This window comes from Paenibacillus sp. FSL R5-0486 (assembly GCF_037975155.1).
Taxonomy (GTDB): Bacteria; Bacillota; Bacilli; order Paenibacillales; family Paenibacillaceae; genus Paenibacillus; species Paenibacillus amylolyticus.
On sequence record NZ_CP150237.1, the window covers coordinates 2,054,122 to 2,067,618 of the forward strand.

11 protein-coding genes are annotated in these 13,497 nt (G+C 45.6%); 8 read left to right on the forward strand and 3 right to left on the reverse strand.

The features are described 5' to 3' along the window. Positions 1-28 precede the first annotated feature (28 nt). A complete protein-coding gene (locus MKY01_RS09360) occupies positions 29-946 on the reverse strand; it encodes a serine hydrolase (protein WP_036669832.1) in 918 nt (305 codons plus the stop codon). A gap of 473 nt (positions 947-1,419) precedes the next feature. On the opposite strand from MKY01_RS09360, the gene MKY01_RS09365 reads away from it, so the two are divergent. The 6 genes from MKY01_RS09365 (at position 1,420) to MKY01_RS09390 (ending at position 9,082) form a co-directional block, all read left to right on the forward strand. Further along, positions 1,420-2,184: an alpha/beta hydrolase family protein gene (locus MKY01_RS09365; RefSeq protein WP_076318319.1), complete on the forward strand. Its 765-nt coding sequence runs from the start codon at positions 1,420-1,422 to the stop codon at positions 2,182-2,184. A gap of 11 nt (positions 2,185-2,195) precedes the next feature. Then, on the forward strand, positions 2,196-3,155 hold the full coding sequence (locus MKY01_RS09370; RefSeq protein WP_017689585.1) for an ABC transporter permease subunit: 960 nt from the start codon (positions 2,196-2,198) through the stop codon (positions 3,153-3,155). A gap of 18 nt (positions 3,156-3,173) precedes the next feature. Further along, positions 3,174-4,076, forward strand: a complete 903-nt coding sequence (locus MKY01_RS09375; RefSeq protein ID WP_036610027.1) for a carbohydrate ABC transporter permease — start codon at positions 3,174-3,176, stop codon at positions 4,074-4,076. Positions 4,077-4,128: 52 nt separating this feature from the next. After that, a complete protein-coding gene (locus MKY01_RS09380) occupies positions 4,129-5,724 on the forward strand; it encodes an ABC transporter substrate-binding protein (protein WP_076252415.1) in 1,596 nt (531 codons plus the stop codon). Between the two features lie 98 nt (positions 5,725-5,822). After that, on the forward strand, positions 5,823-7,988 hold the full coding sequence (gene bglX / locus MKY01_RS09385; RefSeq protein WP_076252413.1) for a beta-glucosidase BglX: 2,166 nt from the start codon (positions 5,823-5,825) through the stop codon (positions 7,986-7,988). A gap of 77 nt (positions 7,989-8,065) precedes the next feature. After that, positions 8,066-9,082: a LacI family DNA-binding transcriptional regulator gene (locus MKY01_RS09390; protein WP_076327036.1), complete on the forward strand. Its 1,017-nt coding sequence runs from the start codon at positions 8,066-8,068 to the stop codon at positions 9,080-9,082. A 298-nt stretch (positions 9,083-9,380) separates the two neighbouring features. On the opposite strand, the gene MKY01_RS09395 is transcribed toward MKY01_RS09390, so the two are convergent. Both MKY01_RS09395 and MKY01_RS09400 read right to left on the reverse strand, forming a co-directional pair. Next, positions 9,381-10,445: a phosphodiester glycosidase family protein gene (locus MKY01_RS09395; RefSeq protein ID WP_127544394.1), complete on the reverse strand. Its 1,065-nt coding sequence runs from the start codon at positions 10,443-10,445 to the stop codon at positions 9,381-9,383. Further along, on the reverse strand, positions 10,442-10,852 hold the full coding sequence (locus MKY01_RS09400; RefSeq protein ID WP_017689578.1) for a uroporphyrinogen-III C-methyltransferase: 411 nt from the start codon (positions 10,850-10,852) through the stop codon (positions 10,442-10,444). Before MKY01_RS09400 ends, MKY01_RS09395 begins: the two co-directional genes overlap by 4 nt. A gap of 439 nt (positions 10,853-11,291) precedes the next feature. On the opposite strand from MKY01_RS09400, the gene MKY01_RS09405 reads away from it, so the two are divergent. Continuing rightward, the gene (locus tag MKY01_RS09405) at positions 11,292-11,948 is read left to right on the forward strand and encodes a response regulator transcription factor (RefSeq protein ID WP_017689577.1); all 657 of its coding nucleotides are present in this window, start codon (positions 11,292-11,294) and stop codon (positions 11,946-11,948) included. Between the two features lie 136 nt (positions 11,949-12,084). Beyond that, entirely contained in the window at positions 12,085-13,308 is a 1,224-nt protein-coding gene (locus MKY01_RS09410; protein WP_036610015.1) for a PLP-dependent aminotransferase family protein, read from the forward strand. Positions 13,309-13,497: the final 189 nt, after the last annotated feature.

The following is a 13,497-nucleotide window of genomic DNA, read 5'->3' on the forward strand; positions in this document are numbered from 1 at the left end:
AATTTGAAAAAAAGATAAAATACGTAGACTAACGCTGGGTGTAAAGGGGTAAAACCTCATTCCACACGGCATTCAGGATGCCTTGCATATTTTCTTCCTCACTATTAATACATATGACAGCTTCCTTTGAGGGAATTATGATACACAACTGACCATAGGCACCATCGGCGCGGTAAGCGTCATGAGAACACATCCAGAACTGATACCCGTAACCTTTTCCCCAATCTCCGTCTCCAGTCGTTTCGATCTGCTGGGACGTAGCCTGTCGAATCCAATCCGCAGGTACAAGCTGTCTGCCTTCCCAAAAGCCCTCCTGCAACAGTAACTGTCCAAATCGACTCAGTTCCTCATTGCTTATCCAAAGACCTGCACAGCCAAGCGTTACGCCGAGTGGAGAGGTTTCCCACTCTACATCATGGATGCCAAGCGGATCAAATAACCGTGGAGTCAGGTAATCTTTCACGGTTTGGCCGGTAGCAGCCTGTAGCATGGCTGAGATCATAAATGTATCCCCGCTGCTATATGTAAATTGTTCTCCAGGTACCCGGTCCAGAGGCAGAGACATATAATATTTCGCCCAGTCCTTTTCGGTCAATGAAGCTCGCTCATCAGCCCAAAGAGGGGGAGAGTCATGACCCGAAGACATTCGGAGAAGATCACTTAGTTTCAATTCCTGCGGCGATGGGAGATTGCGCTGTGCAGTCGGGACATGATCATAAGAGAAATAATCACCAAGTGTCGCATCCAGATGTATCAGACCTTCTTCAAGCGCAAGACCAACGGCCATACACGTGAAGGATTTACTGATGGAATGTTGTACTCTGCGCTGATCCTTATCCCGGTCCCAATGGGCAAGCAGATGCCCTTTTTGTAATATGCGAATGGAAAAAACGTTCAATTGTTGCTCCGTAATCGTATGAATGAAACCTTTGAGTTGCTCAGACATATTAACCTCCCTAATATCAGGTGAAACCTGAGTAAAATCGGTTGGTGAAACGTTTCCGTAATTCGAATGCAAAATCAGAACCCATGTTAGTATAAACCTGGTTTGGTGTCAATTAAAGTTGTAATAGTACTTACTAAATTTTCATTTTTTCGTAATAATAGTGTCTTTGGACGCAAATTTAGACTTAAAAGAGCATTTTTTCGAGAAAAAAACGCGAAATTTGTAAAAAGGTTATTGACAGGATTTACTCATCGGGCTTATGATTTATTCGAAACGATTCGAAGAAATCGCTTCCACATTAAAAGTGTTGTAATGAACTCCATGTGAATCAACGTTGGCTATGTTTTGAAACGATTCGAGAAAATCGTTTCGATAACCCATCGTAATACAAGGGAATCTACAACAGCCTGCAATCCAACGCCAGAGAAACGAATGAGTAAAGACAGCAGGCGATGATGAGAGGGGTTACATTTATGGCACATATAACGATCGAAACTGGATCGCCAACCTTATGCATGAATACCAGCATACATGTTGTGTCCAGTGACTCCGGAGAGACTTCAGGCGGTACACTATATCTGTTGCACGGGGCAGGCGATAATGCGAGTACCTGGCAGCGGTTAACCACAATTGAGATGTATGCAGCGCAATATGGCTGTACGATCATTATGCCGGAAGCGAATCGAAGCTATTACACCGATATGGAATACGGCCTGAATTACTTCCACTACATCACTCAGGAGTTACCTGAAATATGCAAGCGTCTGCTCAATCTGAATCCTGATCCGGAGAAAACATACGTCGCCGGTTTATCCATGGGTGGATATGGTGCACTGAAATGTGGACTAACTTATCCAGAGCGATATCGCAAAGTAGTGTCTCTATCAGGCGTAACGGATATCCAGACACGGCTTCATGATCCCCATATGCCAGCGACCATGATCAAGGAAATGAAAGCGGTTTTTGGAGAACGTTTACAGGTAAAAGCCGATCAGGATATTTACGCACTGTCGGCCAAGCTGCTGGAACAGGGTGTTCCTTTACCGGATATCCTCAGTTGCTGTGGCGATAGTGACCCCTTTGTAGAGATGAATCGCGACTATGCGAAATACATGCAGGGGACTGCCTTTGATTTTCGGTATGTGGAGACGCCGGGGGCTCATGAATGGAGATTTTGGGAGCACCACCTGAGAACGATGTTTGATTTTCTGTACAACGACAAGACCATAGTAGAGTGAGGAGATGCAATGTGAAACCTGCAGCCGAAGGACCTAGCAAAAAGCTGAAGGGAAACGTGAAGGGCAATTCGCTCTGGACTGAAATCTGGAAGCACCGAATGACATACACCCTGCTTATTCCGGGGCTTGTCTGGCTAATTCTGTTTGCCTACATGCCGATGGGTGGCCTGTCTCTGGCATTCAAAGATTACAAGGCCAACCTGGGCATCTGGGGAAGTCCATGGAGCGGATTCGAGAACTTCAAATATGTTTTCCGTGATCCAACCTTTATCGACGCAGTATGGCGTACGCTGTACATCAATATTCTGAAACTGATTATTCAGTTCCCGTTCCCAATTATTCTGGCGCTGTTGCTGAATGAATTGCGGATGCGCAGAGGGAAAAAATTATTCCAAACCGTTCTTACGTTCCCGCACTTCCTGTCCTGGATCATCGTATCCGGGGTAGTCATCAATGTGCTGGCATATGACGGACTGGTAAATAGCGCGCTCGGATTACTCGGATTGCCAACGATTAACTTCCTGGGGTCCGAATCCAACTTTGTACCCATGTTGCTGTTGACTGATATTTGGAAATCAAGTGGATGGGGCGCGATTATATTCCTGGCTGCCATTTCCGGTATTGATCAGGATCAGTATGAATCAGCACAGATTGACGGGGCTTCCCGTATGCAACAGATGTTCAAAATTACTTTACCGAACATCCTTCCAACCATCACAATCATGTTTATTCTCTCGGTTGGTGGATTGATGTCTTCCGGGTTTGACCAGATCTTCAACTTGGCAAATGCCGCTACCAAAAATGTATCGGAAGTACTCGATGTATATATCTATCGGATTACGTTCCAGTCATCTACCGATTTCTCATTCTCGACAGCGGTCAGCTTGTTCCGTTCCCTGGTGAATATGGCCTTGCTGCTTCTTGCTGACAGATTTGCCAAGTGGCTTGGCGGAGACGGTTTGTTCCGATAAGAGAGGAGGAAAAATGAGATGAGCAAGAAAGCTAACAAAAAACCGAGAATTGGTACAGAAAAAATGACACTTCTCGATTACATTATTTTCGCCGTATTACTAGTGCTTGCCCTGATGATCCTGATTCCGTTCTGGAATGTCATCATGATTTCGTTTGCAACACAAAAAGAATATGCTGACAATCCATTTTTGATGTTCCCTAAAGAATGGACATTGGATTCCTACAAGGCATTGTTCGCTGACGGAACGATTCTGACGGGGTACAAAAATACAATTATATTGCTAGTCATCGGCTTGCCACTCAGCTTGTTCCTGACAACAAGCATGGCATATGGCCTTAGTCGCAACAAATTTCCGTTTAAGAAATTTCTCTTTTTCCTGGTACTGTTCACCATGATCTTTAATGGTGGTATCGTACCGCTGTACCTGATCATGAAATCACTTCATCTTACAGGTACGCTGTGGTCCGTTATCCTGGCGGGAAGCTTCAGTGCGTTTAACATGATTCTGATGATGAACTACTTCTACACCTTGCCTGAATCACTCATGGAATCGGCGAGACTGGATGGAGCCGGAGAGTGGAGAATTTTGTTCTCCGTTGTTCTTCCGCTGGCTACACCAATTATGGCTACAATCACGTTGTTCTACGGTGTAGCTTACTGGAACAGTTGGTATGATGCGATGATATTCCTTCGAAAAGCGGATCAGTTACCGCTCCAGAATGTACTCCGAAATATTATCGTGACATCTACGACGAATGCATCCAATGCATCCAGTGTGGATGCTGCTCAAGCAAGCAACTTCTCAATGGGTATGAAGATGGCGGCCGTATTTGTCACCATGGTACCAATTATGTGTTTCTTCCCAATGCTGCAAAAACACTTTGCCAAAGGGGTATTAACAGGGGCAATCAAGACCTGATATACGTATAGGATTTTGCAATAAAATTCTACTAAAAACATGGGGGTAAAACATGAAAACGAAAAAAAAATTGTCAGTAAGAGCTCTCTTTGCCATCACGCTTAGTGTAGTTATGCTGATGGTGACCGCTTGTTCCAGTCAAGGAGCTTCAGGTGGTAACGAAAAAGATGCAGAGGGAAATTACAAAGACAACCTGACCATCTCTGTAGCTAACCTGACAGAAATCAAAAACGGGAACCTGGATAATGATTTCCACAAGTTCTGGACAGACAAATTTAATTTGACATGGGACTACAACTATATCGATTGGGATTCATGGGGCGAGAAGCTTCGTCTGTGGATCAACTCTGGCGACTTGCCGGATGTAGCGGTATGGAACTACGTACATGGCGATGCCATTAACAGCATTGAACAAGGTTTGTTCTACAAATTCCCGGATGACTGGAAAGAACGCTGGCCTAACGTGGCAGCAGCTTACAATTTGACGGGTCTTGGAGACAAGTTGGAAGAATTGACAGGTGGAACATATGTCCTGCCTAGACCAATCTATTTCGAGAACAAACCAGCTGACCCACTCACGAACCAAATTGGTGTCATTGCGCTTCGTAAAGACTGGGCTGAAGCGGTTGGTTTTGAACTGAAAGATGCTTATACAACAACCGAATTGAATGAATATGCTGCGCTAGTGAAAGAAAAAGATCCAGGCAAAGTGGGTAACAAACTTGTACCTCTGTCCTACAATGCGGCAGATGCTATGACAAACATGATTATGCCAAACAGTGTGCATGCCATGACTGACTCTCCGTTCTACAAAGGTGAAGATGGCCAATTCCACTGGGGACCAGCAGATCCTGAAACGCTGACAGGACTTAAATTGATGCAAAAAGCCTATAAAGATGGACTGCTCAATCCTGAGTTCTACACATGGAAAAACAATGAAGGTCAAAACAACTTCAAAGTAACAGGTACAGCTGCTGTAACAAGTCTGGGCGGACTGGCTTCCTACAGACAAGGTCTGGATTCCGATATGAAAAAAAATCTGGGTGTAGATAGTGATGAACTGGTACACACAGCAATCGTAGTAGGCGATGACGGTAAATACCGTAACATGGAACAAGCCAACTTCTGGTCTGCATTAATCTTCAATCCAGACATTAGTGACGAGAAATTCGAACGGATCATGGATCTGATCGATTACTCCGCAACAAAAGAAGGACAGTTGCTCATCAACATGGGCTTTGAAGGAAAAGATTGGAAATATGATGAAAACAACGAACTCGTTAGCTTGTTGCCAGAAGGAACGGTATTGGAAGATAAATATCCAGCTCGTTTCGAAGGTCTGTATCTGCTTGGTGACGACTTCAGTGTTGTAAACCCTGCAATCAAAAAAGATTACCGTGATAGAGCCGTGAAATTGTTCGAAGAAAAAGCAAAACTTGGTACAGAAGGCAAATCGCTTGCACCATACGATTGGGATGTCAACCTGTACGATTCCAAAGCTAAGAGTCAGGCTTCATTCGACTACCAGAATGAATATGCCAACTTGATCCTCAAAAACGGAGATCTAGAGGCAAACTGGAAAGAATGGGTAAACAGTAAAATGTCCCTGGTTCAACCTTATCTGGATGAGCTAAACGATAAATTCTAGTAATCATTCAGTAATTAATTTTGAACCCGGTGCGCGGTCTCTCCCCGAACGCAGCCGGGTTCTTTATTTCAACAACTTATAGTGGAGGATACGATTAGATGAATAACGAGCAGTTGCTAGATCTGGTAAGACAGATGACGTTGGAGGAAAAAACAGCTCAGCTTCTTCAGTTGACTGCCAACTTCTATGAAGGAACAAATGTTGAAGGTCAGATCACAGGGCCGATGGAAGAGATGGGAATTACGGAGCAGTCCGTAGATGCCAGTGGGTCCATTCTGGGGTTGTCCGGTGCGCAGGCCATCATTGATGTACAGCAAGCTTATATGCAAAAAAGCCGTTTGGGCATTCCGCTTTTGTTCATGGCTGACGTAGTTCATGGATTCAAAACCATTTTCCCGATTCCACTGGCGATCGGTTGTTCATGGGACACAGAACTGGCTGAGAAAAGTGCTGAAATTGCAGCACGTGAATCAGCTGTATCCGGTTTGCATGTTACCTTTGCACCTATGGTGGATCTGGTTCGTGACCCGCGCTGGGGCCGTGTGATGGAAACGACAGGAGAAGATCCTTATCTGAACAGTTTGTTCGCGGCTGCGTTTGTACGTGGATATCAGGGCGACAGCTTGAAGGATGAGCCAGATCGTCTTGCAGCCTGTGTTAAACACTTTGCGGCTTATGGAGCGGCTGAGGGTGGTCGGGATTACAATACGGTGGACATGTCTGAGCGTAACCTGCGTGAGTACTATTTGCCAGCGTACAAAGCAGCGTTGGATGCGGGCGTGGAAATGGTCATGACTTCGTTCAATACGGTTGACGGTATTCCGGCAAGTGGCAATGAGAAGTTAATGCGCGGTATTTTGCGTGACGAGTGGGGTTTTGATGGTGTATTAATCTCGGATTGGGCTTCCATTCGCGAGATGATTGCGCATGGTGCTGCAGAAGATGATCGTGAAGCGGCATATCGTGCCATTCGCGCAGGAGTAGATATGGAGATGATGACACCTTGTTATGTGCATCATTTGCCTGAACTGATTGAGAGTGGTGAAGTGGATGAGAAGCTCATTGATGAAGCCGTTCTGCGAATTCTGCAGCTGAAAGAAAAGCTGGGATTGTTCGATAACCCACTTCGTGCAGCTGATCCTGAACGTGAACGTGAGATTGTATTCTCCAAAGAGCACCGTCAGGTATCGTATGAACTGGCAACGAAATCAGCTGTCCTGTTGAAGAATGATGAGAGCGTGCTTCCACTTCAACCTGACGCTAATGTTGCCCTTATTGGTCCTTTTGCACAGAGTCCTGATATTTTGGGCTGGTGGTCCTGCGAAGGAGTTAAGGAAGATGCAGTTAAGTTGGGAACAGCTCTGCAAGAACGCCTGACGGGTGGGAAAGTTCAATTTGCTCAAGGCAGTAATGTTCATACGATTACAGCTGAGCAGATTGCCGAAGCCCTGGAAGTGGCAAGCAAAGCAGACCTGATTGTCCTTGCTCTTGGTGAAGACTCCGAGATGAGTGGAGAAGGTGGCTCGCGCACGGATATTCGTCTGCCAGCAGCCCAATTGGAATTGGTTAAACAGCTCAAAGCAGCGGGAAAACCGATTGCCAGCGTTATTTTTAACGGCCGTCCATTGGATCTGCATGGTGTAATCGATGAATCGGATGCCGTTCTTGAAGCCTGGTTCCCGGGTAGTGAAGGCGGAGCCGCGATTGCAGATGTTCTGACAGGTGTAGTGAATCCATCCGCACGTCTGACGATGTCCTTCCCGCAGTCCGTAGGTCAGATTCCGGTCTATTACAACCATTTCAATACAGGTCGTCCACTGAACCCGGAGAAGACGGAAGAACGTTATGTCTCCAAATACATTGATAGCCCGAATGAACCTTTGCTTCCGTTCGGTTATGGTCTCTCATACACTTCGTTCTCTTATGGTGATCTTGAAGTGTCAAGTAATGAGATGACTACCGAAGAGTCCCTGAGCATTCAAGTACGTGTAACGAACACGGGTGAGCGCGCAGGCGTGGAGACTGTTCAGTTGTACGTTCGTGATGTAACGGGTGAAGTCGTTCGTCCTATGCGTGAGCTGAAAGGATATGTGAAACTTGCACTGGCGCCAGGCGAGAGTGGTACAGCCACGTTTACGTTAAATGAAGAACAGCTTCGTTATCACCATTCTGACTTAAGCTACCGCAGTGATCGAGGCGAGTTCCATATTCTTGTGGGTGCAAACAGTCGGGATACTCAGAAGAAATCATTCAGACTTGTTTAATCTGATGAATGGAAAGAGTAATGTGTCAGGCCTTTTGTTATGGAAGGCCTGATGAACATAACAGGGGAGCGAAGAATGTGGTCAGTATCAAGGATATCGCCAAACAGGCGGGAGTTTCCATCTCTACTGTGTCATATGCGCTGAATGGCAGCAACAAAGTGACCGATGAGACGAGTTCCAAAATTTTGGCCATTGCCAAAGAACTGAACTATGTTCCAAATGCCGCAGCAAGAACACTGAAGAAGAGGGAATCCAAAATTCTAGGTGTATTCTTGACCGATTTTAGAGGAGATGTGTATGGAGACTTGCTGAGTGGCATGAAAGCCGTATGTAATGCTCAAGGCTATGACCTGATCGTGTGCAGTGGTAAACAATCCCATCGCATGCTTCCAGAGAGGATGATTGATGGTGCAATCATTTTGGATCATACGTTTGCAAGTGAGGAACTAATGCAGTATGCCGATCGTGGGCACAAAATCGTTGTATTGGACCGTGAGATGGACCATCCCAACATTAATCAGGTTCTGCTGGATAATAAAGCCGGGGCGACACTTGCGATGGAACATCTGATTGAACAGGGACATAAGAAAATCTACGTGGTGACAGGACCGGAAGGTTCGTTTGACTCTGTGCAGCGGTTAAAGGCTGTGAGACAGGTTGCAGAACGTGAAGCCGGTGTGGAATGGATTGAGATCACGGGAGATTTTGAGAAGAGTAGTGGAGAACAAGCCGCAGATCAGATTGTGCAGGTGTATGATGGACCCGCAGCGGTATTCTGCCTCAATGATGAGATGGCTATTGGCTTGTGTGATCGTCTGGCAGACAGTGCACTTGGCGTTGGTCAAGAGATTGATGTCATCGGATTCGACAATATTGAATTGAGCAAATACGTCCAGCCGAGATTGGCGAGCATTGATTATTCCAAGCGCAAGTGGGGATCACTCGCTGCTGAACAATTGATCAAAATTATTGCTGGAGAACCCGTTGATCATGAACGAATTTATGTGACATTAGTTGAGGGTGGGTCGGTGAGTGGGCCTATTCCGTCTGATTCTGTTATATCCATGCGGAATGACCGGGCGGTTAGCTATTGATCCCGAATACAGCAAGAGACAAGGCTTAGAAGAATCGAATCATTCTTTTAAGCCTTGTCTCTTGTTATTTCGAGGATGAAGCAATAGAAAAAGCCTCTCCGGAGAGAGGCTTGGCCTTTACAAGCCTTTTGTTTTGTCATTGTTGTAGGATGAAGTGAGAATGCCTGTAATGAAGAGAGTCAATACGATTGCAATAATCCAGAATGTCAGTGAAAATGACATGCCCTTCGCACCTCCTGCACAAGCTCATTTTCTTCTATTATAACCATTATAGGTAGAAAAGAAATGCTTCACCCTATTATTTGTAAAATAAAAAGTGTGTGGGAACCGGTCTGAGGCTGCCATCTGAAGGGTTATTCACAACCCGATTATTCAGAATAAGCGAGGATGATCCACCGCCATCCAGATTATAGGCGTCAATCACCCCAAGCTTGTACAATCGCCCTTGCAACTCTTCAAGGGTAGCACCGGAACTTCCGCCCTCATTATATCCGTCAACTACAATAATCAATAACTGATCATCTTTATAATTGCCAATGACTGTACGTGGTGCTCGTTTGGGTGATACTTTCCACTTGTCGGGAATTGGGGGTTTCCGCCCATTCTGTAGCAGCACCGGAACAAACGTAGCCCCGAATTGTGGTTGCAGGCGATCCAGTGAGTTTTTGTCGAAGAACTTGCCTCCGACCAGTTTACCGGCATCGTTAAGTCCTACAAAAAACAGATCTTTGAAACTGGCCTGAAAACCGTTCACGTACTTCCCGTCCATGACGGTTGTGCTAAGTGGATAACGTTTGCCCCCACTGTCAGCAAATCCACCTGCGTTAATCCCGGCAATTGCGCCGTTACGCTTCACAGCCTGCATGGTCGTCTCAGAACGCCCAGGTTCACTGTCTAGAGCCATCTGCATGGCAGTAGGGTCTTTTAGCTTGATCTTCATGGCATAGCCCTTATAGCTGCCAGGATTCACTCTGTACATTTCAATCGTTAGCCGGTCACTGTCTACCCGTTCAAATGGTACGCCAAGCTTGGATGAAATCCGTTTGTTGTAGATCGTTTCCGGACGATCCGCCTGGGCGGAAGCCTTCTGCACAAGTGTAGACATCGTACTTGTTGTTTTATTATAGAGCTGTGTCGTTCTTTTAATAGAAGAAGAAGTCTGGACAGCAGCATCTTTTGCCCCCGCAAGCTCTTGGCTAATTGCTTGGGTCCGGGGTGTAATCGTATCCTCTGACAGTTCGGTAGGCATCAAACCTCCGGGTTCAAGTGGAGGACGAAGCAGCAGCAGGCATAATATCAATCCAACAAAAGGAGCGAGTGCAAGCATAAAAAAACGATTAACCTGTTTGACGGGTGTAATCATTTGAGCAGGTCCATCTTTTTCTGGAGTGTCTCCAGTTGTTTTTTGACTTCGCTCAGCTGGGTATACAGTTTGTTGCTGTTATCCGTTTTGTCACTTGCATTATCCTTGGTGAAAGTCAGCAATTCATTGAAGGATTGAACCTGTCCCTGCAGGTCTTCTACTTCCTTTGATATCGTTGTTAGCTGATTTTCATAGTCGGTTTTTAGCGCTGCAATCTGCTGCTGATTATGGGCTTGAAGCTGGTTAATCATCTGTTGCTGGAGATGGTTACTATAATAGTAGGTTCCAACGACTCCTAGTGCAATGAGAACAATCCACATTACCAGAAACAGTTTGATTGAAGATCCAGCCTTGCCTTTGGCGCTCCGGGTGTGATGGATGTCAGAGGACGGGGCAGATGGTTTCATATCATCACTCCTGGTCATTTATAGGTACAAAAAAATTTCCAGTCCTCATTCTATCATGCCCCTATTGATTACGCAAAAATGAAATTCTTTACTTAATAGAGTAAAAAGAGATTGCATCGGAAGGAAGTCCTAGGATACAATTTCTTATAGATGCAATAAGTAGGAACTTTGGGCAGGTTTTTCGACTTTTTTAGATAGAAATGCAGGAAATTTATACTATATTTTGACCTTTCCGGGGATGGAAAGATGGACGTCATGGTGTTTTTATAACAAAATACAGTGAAAATAGAGCTTTTTTATCGGCTTCCTCCTGTATTTTTCTGTTTTTCGACATAATCCGACCTATGCTTCTTCTATACTCGGATTGTCGCATAGACGATGAAATCATCATGACAGAATTTAAAAGTTATTTGTCCAATACATAACAGGGGGAACAACAATGAAAAAAGTATGGCAGGTGGTCATCATAGATATCCACCCCACCAGCATGCTCGGTACAAAATTGATTTTGGAAGAGCAGCAAGATCTGACGGTACGTGGTATGACTTCGACCGGAACAGAAGGGCTCGATCTGGTGAATATTCACCAGCCTGATCTGATTCTGATGGATTATCGTCTTCCGGAGGGTCAGGCAGATCAATATATTGCACAGATGAAGAATCTGTCAGCTCACAGTCACATCATTATTTTGACGGATGAAGACAATGTGAAGCTGTTTCGTCATCTGATGAGCCTTGGTGCAAGCGGCATGTTATCCAAACAGGCTTCCCCTAGCCAGCTGATTCATCTGATCTCTGGATTGCGTGAGGGCCATGTGTCCATTCCATTGTCGTGGTTAAACAGTGCGGAGTGGGCGCAACCTGTGGAGTCTCCGACAGAAGCACGTGTCATTGAATTAACAGAAACCGAAACTTTTATCATGGAAAGAATTGTTCAGGGTGTAACCTATGATAAAATAGCGAATGAGATCAACGTTAGCAGACGTTCCATTGATAATTACCTGCGTAAAATATACGTGAAGCTGGAAGTGAGCAGTAGAGCACAGGCCATTGAACGTTATGCCTTGCATGCAAGACAAGTGAAGACGGGATCCTGACGAAACAGGTCTGTTCTTCCCATGATCACAACAGTTCGGTATGCATCCGGTCATATTCGATGGTGAGCAGGAATAGGTTGTAGGGCTGCGGACTGCGAGTACAGTTTCGGAATAGGGACGAAAGGGGAACGGATCGATGAAATATTTCTTTGCTTCCCGTACCAACAGGCTTTTGTCATCACCACTGAGGGATATACGTGAGATGTCTGGCAGGGATTATTTCATTTCTCTGGCGGAAGAATTGCCTGCGGAGGAGTTGTTTCCTTTCAAATTGTTGGAAGAAGCAGCGGTGTCTGTCTTTAGTTCAGGCCCTTCCGCATTGCAATATGGAGAGCCAGCAGGCTACACACCCCTAAGAGAGTGGTTGAACAAAGACTGGAATGCACGCAAAGGCATACGAACGGTACCCGAGCAGATTCTGTTGACCACTGGTACCCAGCAGGCCATCGATCTGGTGATGCGTCTATTGCTTGAGCCAGGAGATTCTGTACTGGTTGAACATCCCACATCTCCAGGCTGTCTTGAGGTTCTGGAGATGCAAGGAGCCAAGATTGTGCCCGTAATGGGTGATCGGGACGGCATACTTCCAGACCTTTTGGAGCATCACATGCAGCAGGTTAGACCGAAGCTGCTTTTTGCTGCACCCAGTTTCTCGAATCCGACCGGTGCTTTGTGGAGTATGGAGCGGCGGGAGGCTGTCCTTGAGCTGTGTTCGCGCTATGGTGTACTGCTTGTGGAAGATGATTCTTACGGAGAGCTCCATTTTGATGGCCTTGAGCCAACGGAATTCTATCGTAAATATCCTTCACTCTTTGCACTGGATACTGCCGATCAGGGTGGACATGTTCTCTACATTGGTTCATTCAGCAAAACGGTAGCGCCCGCTCTTCGAACCGGATGGGCCGCTGGACATCCTGCGCTGATTCAGGCAATGGCCTCGGTTAAACGAATTGCAGATGGTCAGTCCAGTCCGATGAATCAGCGGCTGTTGTATCAATTGCTTGCCCATTCCCCATTTCGTTGGAGTGATCACCTATCGATGTTGAATCGGGAGTATAAGACAAGACTCAAACTGATGCTTGAACTGTTGAAGAGGCCGGGCTGGAAAGGGTGTCAGTACAACATCCCTGAGGGCGGAATGTATCTGTGGGTACAGTTGCCGGAAGGATTGGATAGTGGCGCTCTGCTTAAGGCGGCTTTGCCCAAAGGTGTATCCTTTCTTCCTGGATCACTATGCTCCACAGGTGTACAGGATCAACGTTACATCCGATTGAACTTTAGCCACCCGGGCCGGGATGAATTGCTACTTGGCATGAACCTGATCAGTGAAGCCATTTCCGAATTTACGGCTCGTAGTTAAGTCAGATCAAAATAGATTTTGTAGCAAAAATTAAAATTGGTTCATGACCAAAGTGATTACGTTATTGCATCCACTAACATTTTTATATATAATATGAATTAATGAGTTGTTGGTTTCTTTATATAAGCTACAATGGTGGCCAGTTCAGGAAAAGCACTCATATATTTTATTTAACGGGGGAAAATTCAA